Origin of the sequence: Micromonospora sp. NPDC048170, from assembly GCF_040652795.1 — a bacterium.
Lineage (GTDB): Bacteria > Actinomycetota > Actinomycetes > Mycobacteriales > Micromonosporaceae > Micromonospora.
The window spans coordinates 32,057-56,213 of the sequence record NZ_JBEZMR010000036.1 but is presented as its reverse complement, the minus strand read 5'-3'; the positions used below and the strand labels follow the sequence as shown (position 1 = coordinate 56,213).

Here is a 24,157-nt window from a genome sequence, read left to right as displayed (position 1 = left end):
GCGCGGCGGGGCACGGCGTGGGCCGGGCCGCCGGGCCGGGCCGGGCGGGGCGGGGCGGGGCGGGGCGGGCCGGGCGGGCCGGGCGGGCCGGGCGGGGCGGGCCGGGCGGGGCGGGGCGGGTAATGAGGGGAGAGAGGGCAGGGAGGCTAAAGGACGTCTCGTAACTCGGTGGTCGGTCCATGGTGGATCATGTTGGGGTGCAGGTGATCTCGGCGGCTCGCCCGGAGTGGATCTTTCCGTTCACCGGGCTGCAACCCGCCCAGTTCCGCAGGCTGGTCCGGCTCGTCGCCGAGCGTGGCGGGGACGCGATCGCTGACGGCCGACCCGGCCGGCAGTGGTCCCTCGACCTCGCCGACCGGGTGTTGCTGGTGGCGGCGTACTGGCGCACGAACCTGACGATGCGGCAGATCGGCCCGCTGTTCGGGGTGTCGCACTCCGCCGCGCATCGGGTCATCGACACCGTCGGGCCTCTGCTCGCCCTGTCGCCGGGACGCCGGCGTCGGGTCGACCAGATCGCCATCGTCGACGGCACTCTGGTACCGACGCGGGATCACCGGCTGGCCGCCCCGAGCAAGAACTACCGCTACAGCACGAACCTGCAGGTCGCCATCGACGCCCACACCCGCCTCGTCGTCGCCCTCGGCGACCCGCAACCCGGCAACCGTAACGACACCATCGTCTACCGCACCAGCGGCATCGACCAGAAGCTGACCGGACGGCCCGTCATGGCCGACGGCGCCTACCGCGGCAACCCCAAGGTGATCATCCCGTACCGCAAACCCGCCGACGGCAGCGAACTACCCGACTGGAAGAAGGAGCTGAACAAGCAACACCGCACCGTCCGAGCCCAGGTCGAACACGCACTGGCCCGCATGAAGTGCTTCAAGATCCTGCGCGACTACCGACGCGCCGCCCACACATTGACCGACACCGCTTCCGGCATCGCCCACCTCCACAACATCATCCTCGCGGGGTGACACCAACACCGTTGCCGGGCAACGCCTTCACCGAGTTACGAGACGTCCTTTAGCGGGGGGTTTGTTCCTTGGCTATGAGTTCGGCTATCTGGGCCGTGTTGAGGGCGGCGCCCTTGCGGAGGTTGTCGCCGGTGACGAAGAAGTCCAGGGCGCGGGGGTCGTCGACGGCGCGGCGGATCCGGCCCACCCAGGAGGGGTCGGTGCCGACCGCGTCGATGGGCATCGGGAACTCGCCGGCGGCCGGGTCGTCGACCAGGATCACGCCGGGCGCGTTCCGCAGCACCTCGCGGGCGCCCTCGGCGTCCACCTCGGTGGCGAAGACCGCGTGCACCGCGACGGAGTGGCCGGTCACCACCGGCACCCGTACGCAGGTGGCGGAGACCTTCAGGTCGGGCAGCCCGAGGATCTTGCGCGATTCGTTGCGCAGCTTCATCTCCTCGGACGACCATCCCGCGTCGGCCAGGGCGCCGGCCCAGGGCACCACGTTGAGCGCCAGCGGGGCGGGGAAGGGGCCCACTTCGTCGCCGACAGCCTGGCGTACGTCGCCGGGGCGGGAGCCGAGCACCCGGTCCCCCGCGATCTTGGTGAGCTGGGCGTGCAGGGTGTCCACGCCGTCCTGGCCCGCGCCGGAGGCCGCCTGGTAGGAGGCGAGCACCAGTTCGCGCAGGCCGTACTCGCGGTGCAGCGGGGCGATCGCGATGATCATCGCCAGGGTGGTGCAGTTGGCGTTGGCGATGATCCCCTTCGGCCGGTTGCGTACCTGCTCGGGGTTGATCTCGGGCACCACCAGTGGGACGTCGTGGTCCATCCGGAAGGCGCCCGAGTTGTCCACGGCGACGGCCCCGCGGCCGACCGCGATCGGCGCCCACCGCGCGGAGACCTCGTCCGGGACGTCGAACATCGCCACGTCGACGCCGTCGAACGCCTCGGGGGTCAGCGCCTGGACGGTCAGTTCCTCACCCCGGCAGCGCAGTCGCCGCCCGACCGAGCGTTCGGAGGCGAGCAGCCGGATCTCGCCCCAGACGTTCTTCCGCCCGCTGAGCAGCTCGCACATCACCGTGCCGACGGCACCGGTCGCCCCGACCACGGCCAGGGTGGGCAGCGGCGACACGGTCGCTACCGCCCCGTCCCGCCGTACACGACGGCTTCGGTCTCGCCGCCGAGGTCGAAGGCCTCGTGGATGGCGCGTACGGCGGCGTCCAGGTCGGTGTCGCGGCAGACCACGGAGACCCGGATCTCCGAGGTGGAGATCATCTCGATGTTCACCCCGGCCGCGCCGAGGGCGGCGAAGAAGCCGGCGGCGACGCCGGGGTGCGAGCGCATGCCGGCCCCGATCAGCGAGACCTTGCCGACGTGGTCGTCGTAGAGGAGGCCCTTGAACTTGACCGACTCCTGGATCTTGCTGAGGGCGGTCATGGCCGTCGGGCCGTCGGCCTTGGGCAGCGTGAAGGAGATGTCCGTGCGGCCCGTGCCCTCGGTGGAGACGTTCTGCACGATCATGTCGAGGTTGATCTCGGCGCCGGCCACGGTGTCGAAGATCCGCGCGGCGGCGCCCGGCTCGTCGGGCACCCCCACAATCGTGATCTTGGCTTCGCTGCGGTCGTGGGCGACCCCGGTGATCAGTGCTTGCTCCACAGGAAGGTCCTCCATCGATCCGGTGACCATCGTGCCGGTGTTGGTCGAGTATGACGAACGGACGTGGATAGGCAAGCCCGCCCGGCGGGCGTACTCCACGCTGCGCAGGTGCAGGATCTTGGCGCCGCAGGCGGCCAGCTCCAGCATCTCCTCGTAGGTGATCCGGGTGATGTGCCGCGCGTTCGGGACGATCCGCGGGTCGGCGGTGAAGACCCCGTCGACGTCGGTGTAGATCTCGCAGACGTCCGCGTGCAGCGCGGCGGCGAGCGCCACGGCGGTGGTGTCGGAACCGCCCCGGCCCAGCGTCGTGACGTCCTTGGTGTCCTGCGAGACGCCCTGGAAGCCGGCGACGATGACCACCGCACCCTCGTCGAGCGCGCCCTTGAGCCGGCCCGGCGTGACGTCGATGATCCGCGCCCGGCCGTGCACCGACGTGGTGATCACGCCGGCCTGCGAACCGGTGAACGAGCGGGCCTCGTACCCCAGGTTGTGTATGGCCATGGCGAGCAGCGCCATGGAGATCCGCTCCCCGGCGGTGAGCAGCATGTCCAGCTCGCGGCCCGGCGGCAGCGGGCTGACCTGGTTGGCCAGGTCGAGCAGCTCGTCGGTCGAGTCTCCCATCGCGGAGACCACCACCACGACGTCGTCGCCGGCCTTACGGGCGGCCACGATGCGCTCGGCCACCCGCTTGATCCGCTCCGCGTTGGCGACGGAGGACCCGCCGTACTTCTGCACCACGAGTGCCACGACGGTGCGCTCCCTCCAGCGACGACCTTGAGCGTGCCGACGCCGCCGGATCGGGGCCGGCGGCGCGGGTCAGACGCACCCCAGGGTATCGGTCGGCCAACCCGGCCGGGCCGGGTGATCCCACGATCCGGCCCGCCCGCCCCGCTCGGGGTGGCGCACGACACGCCGGGACGCTGCGCGCGGCGGGGCCCCCGCGCGTCGTCTCCGGGCCGCAGAATGACCCCGTGTACGCCCATCCCCGCCCGGCCGGCCCCGCCGTGAAGCCCGCGCGCACGTCGGCGCGTCGCGTCGCCGGTTCGCTCACGTTCGCCCTGCCGGCGTTCCTCGTCCTGCCGGTGCTCCTGGTCGCCTGCGCCGCCGACCAGCCGGCCGCCCGGCCCACGCCCACGTCGACACCGGCACCGGCACCGGCGGGGTTGGATGCGGCGCGCGACGAACTGGCCGCGCTGGCAGCCGCCGCGCAGGACCGGCACCTGGTCGCCAGCTACACGCTGCGCGCCCCCGGGGCTCCGGACCGGACGATCCTGGTGACCAGCGCCAACGACGGCAGCTGGCGGGTCGACGTGCCGGGCGGTGGGCTCGGCGGGACGGCCGACGTCTCGTTCGCCGGCACCGCCGACGGGCTGTTCCAGTGCGCCCTGCCGACCGCCGCCCGGCCCGAGCCGGCGACCTGCGTACGCCTCGGCGACCCCGACGCGGCCGTGCCCCGCCGGCTCGACCCCCGGGTGCAGCACCCGTTCACCGACTGGTTGGACGTGCTGACCGACCGGCGGGCCCCGCTCGCCGTGTCGCCCGCCCAGCCACCCCCCGGCGCGTCCGGCGCCTGCTACTCGGTCGAGACCACCTCGGCGTCGATCAACGCGCCCCTGGACGTCGGGATCTACTGTTACGACCCCGACGGCACGCCCACGGCGGTGCGTACGGCGTTCGGCACGCTGGTCCTCGCCGGGGCGCCCGCGCCGGCCCCGGCCACCGTGCAGTTGGCCGGGCCGGTGGTCGACGCCGAGCCGCTCGGCACGGCGACGCCGGAGCCGACCGCGGAACCGACCGTGAGCCCGGGCACGGGAACGCCGTGACCGAGCGTGACGTTACGGGTGCCGTTCGCCACATTCGGACATCCCACCTTTAACCGTCGAATCGCCACTACGGGACACTTGCCGCATGGCCGACCTCACCCCGTTGCTCGCGTTCCGCTGGAGCCCTCGGTCCTTCGACCCGGTGGCGGAGTTGTCCCGACAGGACGCGTCCGCGCTGCTGGAGGCGGCCCGCTGGGCACCCTCGGCCGACAACGCCCAGCCGTGGCGGTTCGCGCTCGGGCACCGTGACGACGACACGTTCAAGCGGATCCTGGTCAACCTGCCGGAACACGACCAGCGGTGGGCGCAACGCGCCTCCGCCCTGCTGCTCTGCGCCCACCGGGCCGGGCCGGTCGGGCACGCGTACGACCTGGGTCAGGCGGTCGCCCACCTCACCGTGCAGGCCACGGCGCTCGGCCTGCACGTACGGCAACTGCGCGACCTCGACCACGCCGGCCTGGCCGCCGACCTCGACCTGCCGGTGGACGTACGGCCACACGTGGTGGCGGCCGTCGGGCAACTCGGCGACCCGCTCAGCCTCCCCGCCGACCTGCTCCGCTCGGAGACCGGCCTGCGCCACCGCCTTCCCCCGGCCGAGCTGCTGCTGACCAGCCAGGTTGCGAAATGCGTCTCATAGTCCGGACCGATCTTCCCGCACCCCGGCCCACCACGTAGGGTTACCTGGTCATGTGGCGGGCGTACCTCCTCCTTCGTCGCCGCGACGAGGCCTGAAGGCCGGCACCTCGTCGCGGAGTCGAACCGCGCCGTCCAGCACATCCGAAACTTCCCATCGGCAACCGCCCGGGCACCGTCGCCCGGCACCTGGCCGACACCTTCCGATTGCTGACGCCACATGTTCCAGGGAGCACTCCGTCATGGCTCAACCCGTCACCGACGCCGAGACCGATCCGATCGCCCGGCAGCGCCCCAGCCGGATGCCGTACCACCGCTACGAGCCGTACCAGCAGCAGTTCCGGATCGACCTGCCCGACCGCACCTGGCCGACCCGGCACGTCGAGGCCGCGCCGCGCTGGTGCGCGGTGGACCTGCGCGACGGCAACCAGGCGCTGATCGACCCGATGTCGCCGGACCGTAAGCGCCGGATGTTCCAGCTGCTGGTGCAGATGGGCTACAAGGAGATCGAGGTCGGCTTCCCCTCGGCCAGCCAGACGGACTACGACTTCGTACGGCAGCTCATCGAGCAGGACCTGATCCCCGAGGACGTCACGATCCAGGTGCTCACCCAGTGCCGGGAGCACCTGATCGACCGGACCTTCGAGTCGCTGCGCGGTGCGCGGCGGGCCATCGTGCACTTCTACAACTCGACCTCCACCCTCCAGCGGCGGGTGGTCTTCGGGCTGGACCGCGACGGCATCGCGGACATCGCCACCCAGGGCGCGCGGCTCTGCCGCAAGTACGCGGAGATCCACACCCCGGACACGGACATCCACTACGAGTACTCGCCCGAGTCCTACACGGGCACGGAGCTGGAGTACGCGCTGGAGGTCTGCGCCAAGGTCATCGAGGCGGTCGACCCGACCCCGGACCGCAAGCTGATCATCAACCTGCCGGCCACCGTCGAGATGGCCACGCCGAACGTCTACGCCGACTCGATCGAGTGGATGCACCGGCACCTGCCCCGGCGGGACAGCCTGGTGCTGAGCCTGCACCCGCACAACGACCGGGGCACCGGCGTCGCCGCCGCCGAGCTGGGCCTGCTGGCCGGCGCGGACCGGGTCGAGGGCTGCCTGTTCGGCAACGGCGAGCGCACCGGCAACGTGGACCTGGTGACGCTGGGGCTGAACCTCTTCTCCCAGGGCATCGACCCGATGATCGACTTCTCGAACATCGACGAGGTGCGGCGGGCCGTCGAGTACTGCAACCAGCTGCCGGTGCACGAGCGTCACCCGTACGCGGGCGACCTGGTCTACACCGCCTTCTCCGGCTCGCACCAGGACGCGATCAAGAAGGGCTTCGACGCGCTCGCCAAGGACGCGGCGGCGGCCGGGGTGCCGATCGACCAGCACACCTGGGCGGTGCCCTACCTGCCGATCGACCCCAAGGACCTGGGCCGCACCTACGAGGCGGTCATCCGGGTCAACTCGCAGTCCGGCAAGGGCGGCGTCGCGTACATCATGAAGAGCGAGCACCAGCTGGACCTGCCGCGCCGGCTCCAGATCGAGTTCTCCGGCGTGGTCCAGCAGGTGACCGACCACGACGGCGGCGAGGTCGACCCGGGCACGATGTGGGAGATCTTCGCCGGGCACTACCTGCTCGACCACCAGGCCGACCCGGCGCTCACCCTCGACGGGTACGCCATCGGCACCGCCGAGGGCAAGGTCGAGATCGAGGCCCGCGTCGGGCTCGGCGGGGAGGCCCGCTCGCTGACCGCGGTCGGCAACGGCCCCATCGACGCGTACGTCAACGCGCTCCAGTCGGTGGGCGTGGCGGTACGGGTGCTCGACTACCACGAGCACGCGCTCTCCTCGGGTGGGGACGCGCAGGCCGCCGCCTACGTGGAGTGCGAGGTCGACGGCCGTACGGTCTGGGGCGTCGGCACCGACGCCAACATCGTCACCGCCTCGATCAAGGCCGTGACGAGCGCCGTCAACCGCGCCCGCGCTTGACACAGCGTCAGGAAGGGCCCCTGTTGACGCATTGCATCGGAAGGGGCCCTTCCTAACGCTTCGGTGGGCGGTGGATGAGGAGTGCGGCCATCGCCGCCCCGGCCAGCATCAGGCCGGCGCACCAGAGCATCGCGCCCCGGTACGCGCCGGTCAGCTCCGCCGGCTGCGCGTAGCCGGAGCCGGAGAGCCCGACGAGCAGCGGGAGCGCCGCCACCGCCAGCAGGCCGCCCGCCCGCGACGCGGCGTTGTTGAAGCCGCTCGCCACTCCGGCGAACCGGTCGTCGACGGCGGCCAGCACGGACGCGGTCAGCGGCGCCACCACCAGCGTCAGCCCGATCCCGAAGAGCACCACCCCGGGCAGCACGTCCCGCCAGTACGACGCGTCGGGGCCGACGCCGCGCAGCAGCACCAGCCCGGCGGCGGCGACCACCGGCCCGACGGTCAGCGGCAGCCGCGGCCCGATCCGCGCCGACAGCGCGCCGGCCCGGGCCGAGCCGACCAGCAGCAACACCGTCATCGGCAGCAGCGCGACCCCGGTGAGCAGCGCGGACCAGCCGACCACGTTCTGCAGGTAGACGGCGAGGAAGAAGGTGAAACCGCCGAGCGCCGCGTAGACGAGCACGGTGAAGAGGTTCAGCACGGAGAAGAGCCGGCTGCCGAACAGGCCGGTGGGCAGCATCGCGGTGTCCCCGCGACGCCGCTCGACGAGCACGAAGGCGACCGCGCCGGCCGCGCCCGCCAGTACGGCGGCGAGCACCGGCACCGAGTCGAAGCCCCGGACGGGGGCGTCGATCAGCGCGTACGTGACGCCGGCCAGGGCGAGCGCGCCGAGCAGCGCGCCAGCCACGTCGAACCGGCGGCGGCGACGCCCCGGCCCCTCGGTGCGGGAGGCGGCCTCGTCCCGGCTCTCCGGCACCCAACGCAGCGCCGCCAGCACGACCAGCACAGCCAGCGGCAGGTTGAGGAAGAAGATCCACCGCCAGGAGAGCGCGTCGATCAGCCAGCCGCCGAGGAACGGGCCGAGGGCGGTGGAGACGCCGGACAGCCCCGACCACGCGCCGATGGCGCGGCCCCGGTCGTCCGGGTGAAAGCTGGACTGGAGCACCGACAGCGAACCCGGGGTGAGCAGCGCGCCCCCGGCGCCCTGGAGGAAGCGGGCCGCGACCAGCCACTCCGTGCCCTGGGCCAGGCCGCAGAGTAGCGACGCGACGGTGAACCAGACCACCCCGACCAGGAAGACCCGCCGCCGCCCGAAGCGGTCGCCGAGCGCGCCGCCGAGCAGGACGAACGCGGCGAGCATCAGCAGGTAGCCGTTGACCGTCCACTGGAGACCGGCGACGGTGGCGTCCAGATCCGCACCGAGGCGGGGCAGCGCCACGTTGACCACGGTGGTGTCGAGGAAGACCATGCCGGAGGCGAGGACGGCCGCGAGCAGGGTGCCCCGCCCGTGGGCGGTGCCCAGCCGGAGCGCGGGCGCGGTTTCGGTCATGGCGTCCAATCTGCCTCGCACGATATGAGAGACGCCACGAAACGCCGAAACCACGCCCGGGTACTGTGCGGGATCGCCGGGAGCCCGCAAGCTGGAGAGGTGTCGTCTGTGCGTACCAGATCAGGACCGCTTGCCGCGATGATGGCCGCGCTCGCCGCGGCGCTGACGCTCGGCGCGGCCGGTTGTGTCGCCGTCGACGAGCCGGACACCCCGCCGAGCAGCGGTGGCGGTGGCAGCGCCGCACAGAAGCTGGCCCAGCTCACCGTGGCCACCGCCGGGTCGATGAAGGGCTACAGCCGGGAGCACTTCCCGCACTGGCGGGACACCGGCAAGAACTGCGACGTACGCGACAGCGTGCTGAAACGCGACGGGAAGAACATCAAGCTCTCCGGCTGCAACGTGGTCGACGGCCGATGGGAGAGCGTGTACGACGGCCGGGCCCTCACCGACCCGTCCGACGTGGACATCGACCACATGGTGCCGCTGGCGAACGCGTGGCGCTCCGGCGCCGACGAGTGGGACGACGCGAAGCGCGGCGAGTTCGCCAACGACCTGGACCGGCCGCAGCTCATCGCGGTTTCCGCCTCCTCCAACCGGGCAAAGGGTGACCAGGACCCGTCCCAGTGGAAGCCGGCGAACCGGTCGTTCTGGTGCCAGTACGCCGACAACTGGGTGACGGTGAAGCACCACTGGCGGCTGACGGTGACCACTGCCGAGAAGGCCGCCCTGGCCGACATGCTGGAGGGCTGCACATGGGCGAGCAAGCCGTGACCGGGGCCGGGGCGAGCCCCGCCCCGGAGCAGACGCCGGACGCCACCGGGGAGGACGCGGCGGCGGCCACCGGCAGCGCGCAGGCCGGGCCGACCACGGCCGGCATGACGGCGGACGGCGCGGCCGGCACGTCCACCGGGGTGCCGGGGGCGGGCATGGCCGCCGACGCCGGGGGCACGTCGACCGCCGCACAGGAGCGTACGGCCGACATCGTGCCCGGCCCGGGCGGGGTGATGACCGACGAGGTCGGTGTGGTCACCGGAGAGCTGACCCTCCGTACCGGCTTCGCCGACGGCCAGGTGACGCTGGCGGTGCAGTACCGGGAAGCCGACGAGTGGTACACGGTCACCGGCGGCCGGGTCGCGCTGGCCGACGCGGCCGGGCTGGACGCGGTGCACGGCATCGCGGTCGCCCTGCTGCACCGCCCCGAGGGCTGACGACCCCACCGCCGGCGAAGGCTGACCGCCTTACCGGCCGCCCGGAGGGCTGGTCCTGCCGGCCGCCCGGACGCGGCCCCCGTCGAGGGGCCGCGTCCGCGACGCGGATCAGACGTACGATCCCGGCTCGCTGGGGGCGGAGACGGCGTGCGGCTCGTCGCCCTCGCCGAGCGGGCGGGTGAGCTGCACGCTCACCTTGTGCGGGCGCAGTTCCCCGCTGGCGATCCGCTCGGCGAAGTGGCAGGCGACCCGGCTGCCGCCGATCTCCCGCAGCGCGGGACGCTCGTCGGCGCAGCGGGTCGGCTGCGCCCACGGGCAGCGGGTGTGGAACCGGCAGCCCGACGGCGGGTTGGCCGGCGAGGGCAGGTCGCCGGCGAGCAGGATGCGCTCCCGGCGGTCCTCCACGTCCGGGTCCGGCACCGGCACCGCCGACATCAGCGCCCGGGTGTACGGGTGCAGCGGCTCGGTGTAGAGCTGGTCGCTCGGCGCCTCCTCGACCAGCGCGCCCAGGTACATCACGCCAACGGTGTCGGAGATGTGCCGCACCACCGCGAGGTCGTGCGCGATCACCAGGTAGGTCAGGCCGAGGGTGTCCTGGAGCTCGTCGAGCAGGTTCACCACCTGGGCCTGGATCGACACGTCGAGCGCGGAGACCGGCTCGTCGGCGACGATCAGGTCGGGCCCGAGCACCAGTGCCCGGGCGATCCCGATGCGCTGCCGCTGGCCGCCGGAGAACTCGTGCGGGTAGCGGGAGAGCGCCCAGCGGGGCAGGCCGACCTTGTCCAGGGTCTCGCCGATGATCCGCCGCCGCTCGTCCCGGTTGCCACCGATGCCGTGGGCCTGTAGCCCTTCGGTGAGGATCGACTCGACGTTCTGCCGGGGGTCCAGGCTCGACATCGGATCCTGGAAGATCATCTGCATCCGGCGGCGCATCGACCGCAGCTTGCCAGCCGGCAGCTTCGTCAACTCGACGCCGTCGAACCTGACCTCACCGCCGGTGGGCGGGGTGAGCTGGAGCAGCGCCCGGCCCAGCGTCGACTTCCCACAGCCGGACTCGCCGACCAGGCCGTACGTCTTTCCACGGGCGATGCTCAGGTCCACGCCGTCGACGGCCTTCACGTGGCCGACCGTCCGGTCGAGGATCACCCCCCGCCGGATCGGGAAGTGCACCTTCAGGTCGCGGACCTCTACGAGGATGTCGCTCTCGGTCACGGCTTCTCCTCCTCGCGCGGTGCGGGCACCGGGCCCGCGGTCGCCTCCGCCGCCGGAGCGTCCGCCGCCGCGTCGGTGCTGTCCGGAGTGGTGCTGTCCGGAGCGGTCGCAGCCGGGTCCTCCGCCGCCGGGGCGGTGGTGGTGGGCTGCGAAGGCACGGTGCCGGGCAACGGTGCCGGATTGACGCAACGGTAGCTGCGACCGTCGTGGGCGAGCACCAGCGCGGGCGGCTCCCCCACGCACTCGTCGACCCGCCGGGTGCAGCGCGGGGCGAAGGCGCAGCCGTCCGTCCAGGGCAGCAGGTCGCGGACCGAGCCGGGAATCGGGTTCAGCCGCTCGCCGCGCCCGGCGTCCAGGCGCGGCACCGAGCCGAGCAGCCCCACGGTGTACGGATGCCGGGGCTCGCGGAACAGCGGACGACGGCGGGCCGTCTCCACCACCCGGCCGCCGTAGAGCACGTTGATGGTGTCGCAGAGGCCGGCGACCACACCCAGGTCGTGCGTGATCATCACCAGGGCCGTGCCGGAGTCCCGGACCAGTTCCTTGAGCAGCTCCAGGATCTGCGCCTGGATGGTGACGTCCAACGCCGTCGTCGGCTCGTCGGCGATCAGCAGCCGGGGCTTGCAGGCCACCGCCATCGCGATCAGGGCGCGCTGCCGCATACCGCCGGAGAGCTGGTGCGGATACTCCTTCAGCCGCCGCTTCGGGTCGGGGATGCCGACCCGGTCGAGCAGCACCGCCGCCTCCTTCTCGGCCGCGTCGCCCTTCATCCCCCGGTGCCGGGTGAGCACCTCGGTGACCTGCAACCCGATCGGAATCACCGGGTTCAGGGAGGAGAGCGGATCCTGGAAGATCATCGCGACGTCCCGGCCACGGATGTCCCGCCGGGACCGGTCGTCGAGCTGGAGCAGGTCCGTACCGTCGAAGACCGCCTTGCCGCCGACCCGCAGGCCCGGCTGCTTCGGCAGCAGGCCCATGATCGCCAGCGAGGTGACGCTCTTGCCGCAGCCGGACTCACCGACCAGGCCGACGACCTCGCCCGCGTCCACGGAGAAGGAGACCCCGTCGACGGCGTGCACGGTGCGCTGACCGCGCCGGGCAAAGGTGACGGAAAGGTCGTCCACATCGAGCAGTGCCACTACTACCGGCCCTCCGTTCGCGACTGCGGGGCTCGCAAGCTCACTCCTCGCGCTTCACACACCCGCCCCTCCGTTCGCGACTGCGGGGCTCGCAAGCTCACTCCTCGCGCTTCACACATGGAACCTACTTCCGCAGCTTCGGGTCGAGTGCCTCGCGCATCGCCTCACCGAGCAGGGTGAAGCCGAGCGCGGTGATGATGATCGCGACCGCCGGGTAGATCGCCAGCCCTGGCCGGATACCGAGGTACTGCTGCGCGTCGGCGAGCATCACACCCCACTCCGGCACGGCCGTGTCGGGGTTGCCCAGGCCGAGGAAGGAGAGCGCGGCAGCCTCGATGATCGCGGTCGCCAGGGTCAGGGTGGCCTGCACGATCACCGGGGCGAGCGAGTTCGGCACCACGTGGGTGATCGCGATCTTGGACTTCTTGACGCCCAGCGAGGTGGCTGCCAGCACGTAGTCGCTGTTGGCCTGGGAGATCATCGAGCCCCGCAGCAGGCGGGCGAAGACCGGCACGGAGACCACGCCGACCGCGATCATCACGGTGGTCAGGCTCGCCCCGAGCAGGGCGGCGATGCTCACCGCCAGCAGCAGGCTGGGCAGCGCCAGCATCATGTCGATGATCCGCATGAGCACGGTGTCGACCGCCCGCCCCCACCGGCCGCCCAGGCCGGCGGCCGCGCCGGCGACGCCGCCGATCAGCGCGCCGACCGCCAGGCCGATCAGCGTGGAGAGCACACCGACCAGCAGGGTCTGCCGGGCGCCGACGATCATCCGGCTGAACACGTCGCGGCCCTGGTGGTCGAAGCCCAGCCAGTGATCGCCGGACGCGCCCGGGATGATTCCCTGGCCCGACTTGACCAGTCCCTCTCGGATGCCGATCGTGTCGGTCGGCCCGTACGGGACGAGGAACGGCCCGATCACCGCGACCAGGACGAAGAGCACCAGGATGACCGCGCCGATGATCGCCGCCGGGTTGCGCCGCAGCCGGCGGAACGCCTCCTTCCAGAGGCTGACGCCGCGCTCGTCCTCCCGGGCCGCCAGCTCGGAGAGCCGGTCGATCTTTTCCTTCTTCTTGCCGGTGATGATCGTCATCGGACCCTCACCCTCGGGTCGATCAGGCTGTAGGAGAGGTCGACCAGGAGGTTCACCAGCACGTACACCACCGCGATGATCAGGATGAAGCCCATCAGGACCGGGTAGTCCCGCTGGCCGATGGCGTCGTAGATGAACGCGCCGATGCCGCTGAAGGCGAAGACGGTCTCGGTCAGCACCGCACCGGAGAGCAGACCGCCGGTGAGCAGGCCGATCGAGGTGACCACCGGCAGCATCGCGTTGCGCAGGACGTGCCGGCGGCGAACCGTGCTCTCGGTGAGGCCCTTCGCCTCGGCGGTGCGGACGAAGTCCTCGTTGAGCACCTCGAGCACGCTGGCCCGGGTGATCCGGACGATGATCGCCAGGGGGATGCTGGCCAACGCGACGCCCGGCAGCACGAGGTGCCAGAGCGCGTCGGCGGCGGCGTCCCACTCCCGGGTCATCAACCCGTCGAGGACGAAGAAGTTGGTCACCCGGGTCGCGCCGAGCGTCGGATCCTGCCGGCCGCTGGAGGGGAACCAGCCGAGGTTCTCCGAGAAGACCGCCTTCAGCACGTACGCCAGGAAGAAGACGGGGATGCAGATACCGATCAGCGAACCGCCGACCGAGGCGTGGTCGAGCAGTTGGCCGCGACGGCGGGCGGCCAGGTAGCCGAGCGGGATGCCGATCCCGATCGCGATCGCCAGCGCCATGACGGTCAGCTCGACGGTGCCGGGGAAACGCTCCAGGAACTCGGTGGTGACCGCCCGCTTGGTGTTGGTCGACGTGCCCAGGTCCAGCTTGAGCAGCCGCCGTACGAACCGGCCGTACTGCACCAGGATCGGCTCGTCGAGGCCCATGTTGCGCCGGATCTGGGCGCGCATCTCGGGCGTCCCGCGCTCGCCGAGGATGGCGGTCTCGGGGCCGCCGGGCAGTCGGCGGAGCCAGATGAAGAGCAGAAGGGAGAGCCCGAACAGCGTCGGTATCAGCTGAAGCAGGCGTCTGACGATGAACCGGAACACGGTGGCCTCGAAAGGGGTGCGGAGGGTCGCGGGCGGACGCTGTCGAAACAGCGCCCGCCCGCGGGTCCTTGCGTCAGGTCAGGACTTGAACTCGGCGGTGGAGAACCGCTCGTCGGTGAGCGGGCTCGCCTTGACCCCGGTCACGTCCTTGCCGAACACGATCGCCGGCGGCGAGTGCGACACCGGGACACCGGGCAGGAAGTCCATGATGGCCTTGTTGAGGGCCTTGTACTTCTCGGTCCGGGCCGCCGCGTCGGCGGTGGTGTCGGCGTCCTGGAACTGGGCGAACAGAGCCGGGTTGTTGAAGCCCCACTCGTCCTTCTGCCGGTCGAAGAAGGTGCCGATGAAGTTGTAGGCGTCGCCGTAGTCACCGCTCCAGCCGAGGAAGTGCACGTCGTGCTTGTTGCCCGAGGTGGTGGCGTTCAGGTAGTCCGGGCTCCACTTGAGCGGGATGGCCTGGACGGTGATGCCGACCGCCTTGAGGTCCGCCGAAAGCAGCTCGAAGATGTCCTTCGGGTTCGGCATGTACGGCCGGGTGACCTCGGTCGGGTAGTGGAACCGCAGGGTCAGGTTCGACGCGCCGGCCTCGGCCAGCAGCGCCTTGGCCTTCGCCGGGTCGTAGTTGTACTTGGTGACGTCGCCGTTCCAGCCCTCGACGGTGTCCGGCATGAAGTTCTCGGCGACCTTGGCGCCCGGAGGCAGCTTCGAGTCGACCAGGGCCTGCCGGTTCAGCGCGTGCGCGATGGCCTGGCGGACCTTCAGGTCGGCGAGCTTCGGGTTCCCCTTCTGGTTGATGGCCAGGTAGAGGACGTTGAACGCCGGGCGGGTCAGGACGTTGAAGCCCTCACCCTTCAGCGGCTCGACGTCGGCCGGGCCGACCAGGTCGTACCCCTGGATGTCGCCGGAGCGCAGCGCCTGCTTGCGCGCGTTCTCGTCCGAGATGGTCTTGTAGATGAGGGTCTTCAGCTTGGCCTTGGTGCCGGCGTAGTCCTCGTTGCGCTCCATGGTGAGCGTCTTGTTGGCGACGTCCCAGGACTTGAACTTGAACGGGCCGGTGCCGGTGGGGTGCTCCATCGCGTAGGACGGGTACTTGATGTCCTCGGCGGTGCCGCCCACGTTGCTGGCGTCGTGCTTCTCCAGCGCGGTCGGGCTGTGCATGGAGAACGACGGCAGCATCAGCGCGGCCGGGATCTTGCTGGAGACCCGGGTGAAGCTCAGGTCGACGGTGCTGGCGTCCTTGGCGGTGCAGGACTTGAAGAGGCTCGGCGGCAGCTCCGCGCTCTCGTTCTTGGCGAAGCCGCCCATGACGTCCTGCCAGTACGCGGTCACGTCCGGGCTCTGCATGAGGCCCTTGGCGTTGTACCAGCGGTCGAAGTTCTTGCAGACCGCCTCGGCGTTGAAGTCGGTGCCGTCGTGGAACTTGACGCCGGTGCGGAGCTTGAAGGTCCACGTGGTGCCCGCGGCGTCCGGGGTCCAGGACTCGGCCAGGCCGGGGGTGACCTTGGTGCCGCCCTCCTCCGGACGGACCAGCGTCTCGAAGACCTGACGCGCCACACGCAGCGACTCACCGTCGCTGGCGAAGCTCGGGTCGAGCACCTTCGGGTCTCCGGCTACGCCGAAGACGAGGGTGTCCTTCTTGCTACCGCTGGAACTGTCGTCGCGGTCGCTCTCGGCGCAGCCTGCTACCGCGAGGGCCGCGACCGCGACGGCCGCGATGGCGACCTTCGGCCTGGTTGCACGCATGGTGCTTCACCTCGTCCTTAAGGGTACGGACATTCGTGGTGACAGGGGTCACCGATCGCCGTGACCTTAGCCCTCGTTCGGACCGGCGGGAAACCATCGAGGAACCGGTTGGTATCGGATCGTGTCTTAACCGATGCACCTCGCCGCGAAGGCCGTTCCGGACCGCCGCCAAAGGGGCAATATGCCCGAGCTGACCGATGCAAATTTGTTACATCGATCGTCGCCCGCATCATCCACATGTCAGAGACCACAGTGGACGTGCCGACGCCCGTACGACGATGGCCGGCGCCCGATTCCGGCGCCGGCCATCGCGAAGAATCAGACGGCGCGCCGGCCCTCGAAGGCTCGGCCGAGGGTGATCTCGTCGGCGTACTCCAGGTCTCCGCCGACCGGCAGGCCGCTCGCCAACCGGGTCACCGCGATACCCATCGGCTTGACCATCAACGCCAGGTACGTCGCGGTCGCCTCGCCCTCGGTGTTCGGATCCGTGGCCAGGATCAACTCCCGCACGGTGCCCGCGCTGAGCCGGGCCATCAGCTCCCGGATGCGCAGATTGTCCGGACCGATCCCCTCCAGCGGGTTGATCGCCCCGCCGAGTACGTGGTAGCGGCCCCGGAACTCACCTGTCCGCTCGATCGCCACCACGTCCTTCGGCTCCTCGACCACGCAGAGCACCTCGTCGGTGCGGCGCGGGTCGCGGCAGATCCGGCACTGCTCGGACTCGGCCACGTTGTGGCAACTGGTGCAGAACCGCACCAGCTCCTTGACCTTACGCAGCGCCCCGGCCAACCGGTTCACGTCGGCCGGATCCGCCGACAGGACGTGAAAGGCGATCCGCTGGGCGCTCTTCGGGCCCACGCCCGGCAGCCGACCCAGCTCGTCGATCAGGTCCTGGATGGCACCCTCGTACATCTGCCGCTCAGAACCCGGGCAGGCCGAGGCCGCCCATGCCGCCGGTGACCGGGCCCATCTTCTTCTCGGTCAACTCCCGCGCCGCCTCGGCGGCGTTGTGCATGGCCGCGACGACCAGATCCTCCAGGGTCTCCACGTCCTCCGGGTCGACCGCCTTCGGGTCGATCTTGATCGACTTCAGCTCGCCGGTGCCGGCGACGGTCGCGGTGACCAGGCCACCGCCGGCGGTGCCGGTCAGCTCCGCCTCAGCGAGCTCGGCCTGCGCCTTGGCGATCTGCTGCTGCATCTTCTGCGCCTGCTTCAGCATCTGCTGCATGTTCGGCTGTCCACCTGGGCGCACGGATGGCTCCTTCTCGCACTCGTCTGCTCGGCCGCCGCTCAGCCTATCCGCTGTGAGCAGCCTCGCCCCGCCCGGTGCTTCCCTCCTGCCGGGTCCGGGCGCACGATCACGGGACCGACCGGACGGAGGTGGCGGATGAGCCGGGAACAGGCCGCGGCGGCGGTGGAACGGCAGGCGCGGGCGTGCGCCGGGATGGACGCGGGCCTCTACGCCGACCTGCTGACGCGCGCCGCCGGGGACGTCCGGACCGGCGGCCCGTGCGCCACCGTCATCGTCGGGTACGAGGACGCCCCCGCCGACGACGTCGTGTCGCTGCGCCTGCTCGGCGGCGTGCACGCGCTGGTGCTCTCCGGCCGGGCCCCGGAGCTGGCCCGGTTCTATCCCAGCGCCGGCGGGGCGTACCGGCCGGTGGACGCTTCCGCCTGCTGGGCCGCGTTCCGGGCGGTCGTCGCGACCGAGTACGACACGCTGCGCGACTGGCTGCGCCGCCCGCCCCAGACCAACGAGGTCGGCCGGGCGAACCTGCTGCTGGCCGGGCTGCTCCACGCCGTCCACGAGGCGGGCGGGCTGCCGGTGCGCCTGGTCGAGCTGGGCGCGAGCGGTGGGCTGAACCTGCGCGCCGACCGGTTCCGCGTCGAGGCCGCCGACTTCGCCTGGGGCCCGGCCGACTCCCCGGTGCGGCTGCCCGACGCCTGGCGGGGCGGGGTGCCCGACTGGCTACGGGAGGCGGCCGGCGCGCACCCCGAGCTGACCGTCGTGGAACGGCTCGGCTGCGACCTCACCCCGCTCGACCCGGGCGACCCCGACGACGCGCTCGCGCTGCGGGCGTACGTCTGGCCGCAGCACACCGCCCGCGCGGCCCGGCTGGCCGGCGCGCTGGAACTGGCCCGGCGGCTGCCGGTACGGGTCGTCGCGGCGAGCGCGGCCGACTTCCTCGCCGGGATCACCCCGCGCGCCGGCACGCTGACCGTGGTGTGGCACTCGGTGATGCGGCAGTACGTGCCGGCCGACGAGTGGGCGCGGGTCACCGCCGAACTGGACCGGCTGGCTGTTGCCGGCAGCGCCGACGCGCCGATCGCCCACCTGTCCTTCGAGCCACACCCCTGGGAGGCCGGCAGCGACTTCCAGCTCCGCGCCCGGCTCGGCACCGGCCCGGAACGCCTACTGGCGGCGGCACACCCCCACGGCCTCCCGGCCTGGCCCGCCTGACCGACCGCCCTCCGCCCCCGTGCCGTGCGCGTCCATGCGTCGTCGCAGGAGATCTTGGTATCTCAGCGCCCCTGGAGGGGCCGTTCCGTACCATGATCTCCTCGCCGGGCGGCACGTCGGCGTCGGGGAGGAGGGCTACCGGGCGTCGACCTCGTCGATCTTCTCGGCGCCGAACGCCTCACGGAGCAGCCGTACCGCCTGCTCCTCGCTGGACTCGCGCGCGGTCCGTTCGTCGATGACCTCGTCCAGCGGCTCGTCGCCCGGGTCGAAGCCCTCGAAGTTCGGGGCCGCCGGCGCGGTGCCGCCGGGGCGTTCCGCGCCGCCGCGCAGCGGGCCGTCGAAGTCCGGGTCGTACGGCGGCTCGCCGGCCCAGTCGGTGTCGGCAGTCTTCCGGGCCGCCTGGCCGGTACGCGGACCGCGTCCCGCCGCAGCCGCCCGCGCCGCCGCGATCGCGCTGCTCACCGGGGGACCGCCGGGCGCGGCCTGCTGCGGAGCCACCGGCTTCGGAACGGCCGTCGGTACGGCTGCCGATGCGCTCTCCGTCGCCGCACCGGTCGTCGAGGTGGCCGCGGGCATGCCGCCAGGCCGAGCCGGTTCCGGCCAGTCGTCGGCGCCCCCGGCCGCACCACCAGGGCGGGCGGGCTCGGGCCAGTCCTCGGCCGCGTCGGCGGCGGGAGCACCGCCGGCCCCCGACGCACCAGCGCCGGAGGTGGGCCGGGTCACCTGACCCTGGCTGCCCGCTTCACCGCCCGCCCTCACGCCACCAGGCCCGCCGGCCGCACCACCAGGTCCATTCGTGCCGGCCGGGCCGCTCGGACCGCCTGGGCCACCGGGCATGCCGCCGCTCGCGCCGCCGGACGGGCCGGCACCACCTCGGTCCTGGTGGGCGGGGGCTGCCGACGGCGGGGACGCCGGGCGGGCCGGAGCGGCAGAACGCGACGAGCCACCGAGCGACGCGCCACCCCGCTCGCCAGCCACCTCGCAGCGGATCTGCCAGCGGCTGCCGAACTCCTCGTACAGCACCTCGGCCAGCACCGAAGTGTGGTTGCCCATCATCTGCGCGAGCACCGGCGACTTGACGGTCAGTATCAGCGTGTCGCCGTCCACGTCGCGGACCACCGCGTCGCGCATCAGCGCGGCAGCCGGTTTCTTGATCCGGTTGACCTTCGCGACGATGTCCGGCCAGACCCGGCGCACCGCGACGGCGTCCAGGGTGCCCGCCGGAGCCGCGCCGGGGCGGGGCGGGGCGGGCGTGGTCGGGTCGGGCATCACGGCCGAGGGCGGCACCGGACGGCGGGCAGGAGTATCGCCGGACGGGCCACCGGCGGACGGGCGCACCGGTTCTGCGGCACCCGGGGCTGCCTCCGTCGTCCGGGAACCGGTGGCGGCCAGAGCTGCGGCGCGGGCGGCCGCGGCACCAGACGGAGCGCCGGCAGCCGCCGGCGGGCCGGCGGGCCCCGGGTCGGGCGCGGCGACAGCCGCGGTCGTGACGGGGGTGGGGTCGGGGCGTACCGGAGGAGGCGAGGTGACCGGCGCGGGGCCGGCGGCGGCCGGCGGCGCGTCGGTGCCGGCGAGGGTGAGCCGACGCTCCATGCGTTCGAGGCGCTGGAGCAGGCCGCCCGTGGTGTCGTCGGCGCCGGGCAGCAGCATCCGGGCGCAGATCAGCTCCAGCAGCAGCCGGGGCGCGGTGGCGCCGCGCATCTCCACCAGGCCGTTGTGCACGATGTCGGCGCAGCGGGACAGCGTCGCCGGGCCGAGCCGCTGGGCCTGGGCGGCCATCCGCTCGATCTGGTCGGTCGGGCCGTCGATCAGGCCCTTGGCGGCGGCGTCCGGCACCTGCTGGAGCACGATCAGGTCGCGCAGCCGCTCCAACAGGTCGGAGGCGAACCGGCGCGCGTCGTGCCCGGCCTCGGCGACCCGGTCGACGGTGGCATACGCCGCCGCGCCGTCCCCGGCGGCCAGCGCGTCGCACATCTCGTCGATCAGGGCGGCGTCGGTCACGCCGAGCAGGGCGGCGGCCCGGGAGTAGGTGACCCCCTCCGGCCCCGCCCCGGCCATGAGCTGGTCGAGCACGGAGAGGCTGTCCCGGGCGCTGCCGCCGCCGGCGCGCACCACCAGCGGGAAGACCGCCGGCTCGACGGCGACGCCCTCGGCCGCGCAGAGCTGCTCCAGGTAGGGCCGGAGCACCTTCGGCGGGATCAGCCGGAACGGGTAGTGGTGGGTCCGCGACTTGATCGTGCCGAGGACCTTCTCCGGCTCGGTCGTCGCGAAGATGAACTTGACGTACTCCGGCGGCTCCTCGACCAGCTTGAGCAGGGCGTTGAAGCCGGCCGACGAGACCATGTGCGCCTCGTCGATCACGTAGATCTTGAAGCGGCTCTTGGCCGGCGCGAAGATCGCCTTCTCGCGCAGCTCGCGGGCGTCGTCGACGCCACCGTGGCTGGCCGCGTCGATCTCCATCACGTCGATCGAGCCGCCGTCGGTGGCAAGCTCGCGACAGGACTCGCACTGCCCGCACGGCTCCGGGGTGGGACCCTGCTCACAGTTGAGCGAGCGGGCCAGGATCCGGGCGCTGGAGGTCTTGCCGCAGCCGCGTGGGCCCGAGAAGAGATAGGCATGGTTGAGCCGCCCGCTGCGCAGCGCCTGCGACAACGGCTCGGTGACGTGCTCCTGCCCGATGACCTCGGCGAAGGTACGCGGCCGGTACTTGCGGTAGAGCGCCAGTGCCACTCGTCCCGCCTCCTCTCGACCGAGCCATTCTGCGCCGGTCAGACGCGGGTGACCACCCACCACCCCGTGGCCTGACCCGCGGTGACGTTACCGGGACCCGGAGACAAAAAGGCCTCCCGTGCACCCGGCAGAGCTCGCTTATCCTTGCTGCCTTCCGGCCCTGGGGAGGTTCACGAGATACCGCCGCACGGGAGGTACCGCCAACCCTACCCGACGCGGCGTCGATCTTCAGGGGGTGGTGGGGTGGCCCACCCGCCGCAGACCTGTATCCTCGTCTGCGGAGGATTCGCCTAGAGGCCTAGGGCGCACGCTTGGAAAGCGTGTTGGGTTAACACCCTCACGAGTTCGAATCTCGTATCCTCCGCTCGCTGAGCAGCACGAACGCGAGGGCCGACTCCACTTGGGGACGGCCCTCGCGCCGTTCTTTCGATCATCTTGGAACCGCCCCGCCGGCACTGCTTTCGCGGAGGCATCCTCGTCCGAGGGCCGCCGGTTACGCGGCGGTCGAAATGGCGCTGTACTGCGCCGCCGCCCTGATGACCAGTCGCAGGGGCAGCGACGTCGAGGACGGATAGGCAGCTCGTTGCCGAGCCCGATGATCCGGCATGCAGGTAGACGTATCTCTGGCCGCAGCTGGATCGGGCGCGTGGACGCGGCGTGATCCCTGCCGCACGTCGGTCAACCGGCAGGGACCGCGCCATACGCTGACAGCCGCATCCGACAGCGAGACAACCGGGCGGCGGCGACCTGCGGGCGACGACCGGCCCGGGGAGAGCGCAGACGCAAGTGAACGTAACGCTGAATGCCGTCGAGGGGCTGGCCGTGCTGGCCGCCGGGGTCGCGGCGGGAGCCATCAACGCGGTGGTGGGTTCGGGCACGCTGGTGACCTTCCCGGTTCTGCTCTCCCTCGGCTTCCCGCCGGTGGTGGCGAACGTGTCCAACACCGTCGGGCTGGTGCCGGGAGCGTTTTCCGCGGCGTACGCCTATCGGAGGGAACTGGCCGGGCATGGCGGCCTGCTGGTGCGGCTGGGCATCGCCGCCGTGCTCGGCGGGGTCACCGGCGGCGTACTGCTGCTGCTTCTGCCCCCTGGCGCGTTCCGGGCCATCGTGCCGGCGCTGATCATTCTCGCGCTGGTGCTCGTGGTGTTGCAGCCGCGACTGGCGCGGTCGTTGGCCCACCGGCGGCCGGTGCCGGACGGCGGACCCGCACCGTCCGGCGGCGGGGTGGTCCGGCGCGTCGGGCCGCTGCTGCTGCTCGGCGTGTTCGGCACCGGGGTGTACGGCGGCTATTTCGGCGCCGCCCAGGGAGTGTTGCTGCTGGGGCTGCTCGGGGTGCTGCTCTCCACCGACCTGCGCTGGGTCAACGGGGTGAAGAACCTCCTCGCCGGCCTGGTGAACGGGGTGGCGGCGGTCCTGTTCGTCGCGGTGGGGACGGTGGCGTGGCAGCCGGCGCTGCTGATCGCGGCGGGTTCCGTGGTGGGCGGTCTGATCGGCGGCCGGTGGGGACGCCGGCTGCCCCCGGTGGTCCTGCGCGCCACGATCGTGGTCGTCGGGCTTGCCGCCCTGGTCAACCTGCTGCTCTGAGCGCTGCGGCCGGCTCGGACAGGGCCAGCCGCGCGCACGGACCGAAGCGTGCCCCGCGAAGCGCGATCTTGCAGTTTGCGCCCGAACAAAAGGCGCATAGCACCCGGAAACGGGGCCGAAAGTGCAAGATCGCGGGGCGGAATCGACGGAGGAGTGCGGGTACGGTCTCGGGGAACGGGGCCGGGGAGCACGAAGTCGCGTCGTACACATGTTCTATCCACAGGGTGTGGATAGCGGGGGGCTTGGATGGGTTACCAGCTCAGCGCGGTCGTCGCGGACGCCGAACTGCTCCGCGAGCAGACCGCCGACCTCGACCACGCGGTTCTCGGCGAGTTGCGTCAGGACTTCGGGCTGCTGCCGGTCACCCCGCAACTGGTCGAGGAACTGACCGGCACGCCGCCCGACTTCTCGGGGGCGGAACGGTCGCCGGACGAGCCGTTCCACCTGGTGCTCTCGGCGGCCCTCGCCGAGGTTCTCGCGCGCTGGTCGCGGTCGGGTCCGGTGGCGTACCTGGAGGCGGAGTTCGCCGGCGGGGCCGGCTACCAGTCGGCGCTGGTGTGGCTCGGCGGCGGGGTGAACTGGGGGCCGGGGTTCGACCGCCTCTTCGACGGGCCGCGCGCCCAGTGGCCGCTCAACGCGGCGCTCACCCGGCTCGGGGCGGAGCCCGGCGCATGGATCGACCCGTTCGCCGAATTGGGCCTGCACGTCGAGCGGAGCACCGCTGGTTGGCTGGCGCACGGGCGCCGGCGACTGAGCGCCGACTACTGGGACGAGTTGGCCGAGGAGTGGGAGAGCCGGCAATCTGCGGGCGGGCAGCAACCTGAACGCCCCAGTTCCGTTGGGGACTGGGGGATTCCATGAAATTGCGACAATTTACTTTTATATCGATGCTGCTGACGGCTGCCTGGGTCTCGGGCAGCGGCGTACAACCGTCGCCGTCCGAACTGGACGACCGGCCCGTCGGGGTCGTCCAGGTGGTCGACCTCAACGGCCTGAGCGACATAGAGTTCGGCGACACCGAGGACGAGCTGACCCGGCGGGGCATCCTGCGCTCCGACGTCGACGCCTGCGGCCCGTCGCTCGCCGGACACGACACGACCAGCCCGATCTTCGTCGACGACCGGCTGGTGCTGCTCTGGCTCGGCGAGGCGACGCGCACCCCGCAGGGCATCACCGCCGGCATGCCGGTCGAGGAGGTACGCGCCCGCTACCCGTCCGCCCGGAAACTGGACGCTCCACAGGGGACGTACCGGCTCGACGGGCTGCTCGCCCGGCGGGGCGACCGGGCATACCTCTTCCTGCACGACGGGCGGGCGGTGAAGAAGATCATCGCCGGGTACGCCGACTGGGCCCAGCGCCTCTTCCACGAGGGCCACAGCCCCTGCTGAGGCTTGCCTCCTGGGTCGCGCCGGGCTGGCGCCGGAAGCATGAGGCC

21 protein-coding genes, 1 tRNA gene and 1 other RNA gene are annotated in these 24,157 nt (G+C 72.0%); 11 read left to right on the top strand and 12 right to left on the bottom strand.

Features of this window, described 5'->3' with window-relative positions:
* The first annotated feature begins 197 nt into the window (after positions 1–197).
* Positions 198–977 carry a transposase family protein gene (locus AB0D32_RS29150; protein ID WP_357097082.1) on the top strand — a complete coding sequence of 260 codons (780 nt, stop codon included), beginning with the start codon at positions 198–200 and terminating at the stop codon, positions 975–977.
* A gap of 49 nt (positions 978–1,026) precedes the next feature.
* Here AB0D32_RS29150 and AB0D32_RS29145 read toward each other — a convergent pair whose 3' ends face one another.
* Both AB0D32_RS29145 and AB0D32_RS29140 read right to left on the bottom strand, forming a co-directional pair.
* Positions 1,027–2,088, bottom strand: a complete 1,062-nt coding sequence (locus AB0D32_RS29145) for an aspartate-semialdehyde dehydrogenase (protein WP_357097072.1) — start codon at positions 2,086–2,088, stop codon at positions 1,027–1,029.
* Between the two features lie 5 nt (positions 2,089–2,093).
* The gene (locus AB0D32_RS29140; RefSeq protein WP_357097070.1) at positions 2,094–3,359 is read right to left on the bottom strand and encodes an aspartate kinase; all 1,266 of its coding nucleotides are present in this window, start codon (positions 3,357–3,359) and stop codon (positions 2,094–2,096) included.
* 224 nt (positions 3,360–3,583) lie between these two features.
* Between AB0D32_RS29140 and AB0D32_RS29135 the strand changes: the two genes are divergently transcribed.
* From AB0D32_RS29135 to leuA, 3 genes are all read left to right on the top strand, one after another.
* Positions 3,584–4,435, top strand: a complete 852-nt coding sequence (locus AB0D32_RS29135; protein WP_357097068.1) for a hypothetical protein — start codon at positions 3,584–3,586, stop codon at positions 4,433–4,435.
* An 85-nt stretch (positions 4,436–4,520) separates the two neighbouring features.
* Complete coding sequence (locus tag AB0D32_RS29130) at positions 4,521–5,072, top strand: nitroreductase family protein (RefSeq protein WP_357097065.1); 552 nt, start codon at positions 4,521–4,523, stop codon at positions 5,070–5,072.
* Positions 5,073–5,310: 238 nt separating this feature from the next.
* Complete coding sequence (gene leuA / locus AB0D32_RS29125; RefSeq protein ID WP_357097063.1) at positions 5,311–7,062, top strand: 2-isopropylmalate synthase; 1,752 nt, start codon at positions 5,311–5,313, stop codon at positions 7,060–7,062.
* A gap of 52 nt (positions 7,063–7,114) precedes the next feature.
* Here leuA and AB0D32_RS29120 read toward each other — a convergent pair whose 3' ends face one another.
* On the bottom strand, positions 7,115–8,551 hold the full coding sequence (locus AB0D32_RS29120; protein WP_357097061.1) for an MFS transporter: 1,437 nt from the start codon (positions 8,549–8,551) through the stop codon (positions 7,115–7,117).
* A gap of 138 nt (positions 8,552–8,689) precedes the next feature.
* Between AB0D32_RS29120 and AB0D32_RS29115 the strand changes: the two genes are divergently transcribed.
* On the top strand, positions 8,690–9,322 hold the full coding sequence (locus AB0D32_RS29115) for an HNH endonuclease family protein (RefSeq protein WP_357097080.1): 633 nt from the start codon (positions 8,690–8,692) through the stop codon (positions 9,320–9,322).
* On the top strand, positions 9,304–9,759 hold the full coding sequence (locus AB0D32_RS29110; RefSeq protein ID WP_357097059.1) for a hypothetical protein: 456 nt from the start codon (positions 9,304–9,306) through the stop codon (positions 9,757–9,759). The genes AB0D32_RS29115 and AB0D32_RS29110 overlap by 19 nt, the downstream gene beginning before the upstream one ends.
* A 108-nt stretch (positions 9,760–9,867) precedes the next feature.
* On the opposite strand, the gene AB0D32_RS29105 is transcribed toward AB0D32_RS29110, so the two are convergent.
* From AB0D32_RS29105 to AB0D32_RS29075, 7 genes are all read right to left on the bottom strand, one after another.
* Complete coding sequence (locus AB0D32_RS29105) at positions 9,868–10,971, bottom strand: oligopeptide/dipeptide ABC transporter ATP-binding protein (RefSeq protein ID WP_357097057.1); 1,104 nt, start codon at positions 10,969–10,971, stop codon at positions 9,868–9,870.
* On the bottom strand, positions 10,968–12,110 hold the full coding sequence (locus tag AB0D32_RS29100; protein ID WP_357097055.1) for an ABC transporter ATP-binding protein: 1,143 nt from the start codon (positions 12,108–12,110) through the stop codon (positions 10,968–10,970). The genes AB0D32_RS29105 and AB0D32_RS29100 overlap by 4 nt, the downstream gene beginning before the upstream one ends.
* A 124-nt stretch (positions 12,111–12,234) precedes the next feature.
* Entirely contained in the window at positions 12,235–13,203 is a 969-nt protein-coding gene (locus AB0D32_RS29095; RefSeq protein WP_357097053.1) for an ABC transporter permease, read from the bottom strand.
* The gene (locus tag AB0D32_RS29090; RefSeq protein WP_357097051.1) at positions 13,200–14,204 is read right to left on the bottom strand and encodes an ABC transporter permease; all 1,005 of its coding nucleotides are present in this window, start codon (positions 14,202–14,204) and stop codon (positions 13,200–13,202) included. Before AB0D32_RS29090 ends, AB0D32_RS29095 begins: the two co-directional genes overlap by 4 nt.
* A 78-nt stretch (positions 14,205–14,282) precedes the next feature.
* Entirely contained in the window at positions 14,283–15,947 is a 1,665-nt protein-coding gene (locus tag AB0D32_RS29085; RefSeq protein WP_357097049.1) for an ABC transporter substrate-binding protein, read from the bottom strand.
* Positions 15,948–16,265: 318 nt separating this feature from the next.
* Positions 16,266–16,859 (bottom strand): recombination mediator RecR, encoded by a 594-nt coding sequence (gene recR / locus AB0D32_RS29080; RefSeq protein WP_357097047.1) that lies wholly within the window; start codon positions 16,857–16,859, stop codon positions 16,266–16,268.
* Positions 16,860–16,866: 7 nt separating this feature from the next.
* Positions 16,867–17,175, bottom strand: a complete 309-nt coding sequence (locus tag AB0D32_RS29075) for a YbaB/EbfC family nucleoid-associated protein (protein ID WP_233600326.1) — start codon at positions 17,173–17,175, stop codon at positions 16,867–16,869.
* 159 nt (positions 17,176–17,334) lie between these two features.
* On the opposite strand from AB0D32_RS29075, the gene AB0D32_RS29070 reads away from it, so the two are divergent.
* Complete coding sequence (locus tag AB0D32_RS29070; protein WP_357097045.1) at positions 17,335–18,408, top strand: DUF2332 domain-containing protein; 1,074 nt, start codon at positions 17,335–17,337, stop codon at positions 18,406–18,408.
* Between the two features lie 135 nt (positions 18,409–18,543).
* Here AB0D32_RS29070 and AB0D32_RS29065 read toward each other — a convergent pair whose 3' ends face one another.
* Complete coding sequence (locus tag AB0D32_RS29065) at positions 18,544–21,138, bottom strand: DNA polymerase III subunit gamma and tau (protein WP_357097043.1); 2,595 nt, start codon at positions 21,136–21,138, stop codon at positions 18,544–18,546.
* A gap of 107 nt (positions 21,139–21,245) precedes the next feature.
* Positions 21,246–21,335: signal recognition particle sRNA small type (ffs, locus tag AB0D32_RS29060), an RNA gene on the bottom strand.
* 82 nt (positions 21,336–21,417) lie between these two features.
* On the opposite strand from ffs, the gene AB0D32_RS29055 reads away from it, so the two are divergent.
* The 4 genes from AB0D32_RS29055 (at position 21,418) to AB0D32_RS29040 (ending at position 24,110) form a co-directional block, all read left to right on the top strand.
* Positions 21,418–21,502, top strand: a tRNA-Ser gene (locus AB0D32_RS29055).
* Positions 21,503–21,924: 422 nt separating this feature from the next.
* Positions 21,925–22,722, top strand: a complete 798-nt coding sequence (locus tag AB0D32_RS29050) for a sulfite exporter TauE/SafE family protein (RefSeq protein WP_357097041.1) — start codon at positions 21,925–21,927, stop codon at positions 22,720–22,722.
* A gap of 246 nt (positions 22,723–22,968) precedes the next feature.
* Positions 22,969–23,583, top strand: a complete 615-nt coding sequence (locus AB0D32_RS29045; RefSeq protein WP_357097039.1) for a hypothetical protein — start codon at positions 22,969–22,971, stop codon at positions 23,581–23,583.
* Positions 23,580–24,110, top strand: a complete 531-nt coding sequence (locus AB0D32_RS29040; protein ID WP_357097037.1) for a hypothetical protein — start codon at positions 23,580–23,582, stop codon at positions 24,108–24,110. The genes AB0D32_RS29045 and AB0D32_RS29040 overlap by 4 nt, the downstream gene beginning before the upstream one ends.
* Positions 24,111–24,157 lie beyond the last annotated feature (47 nt).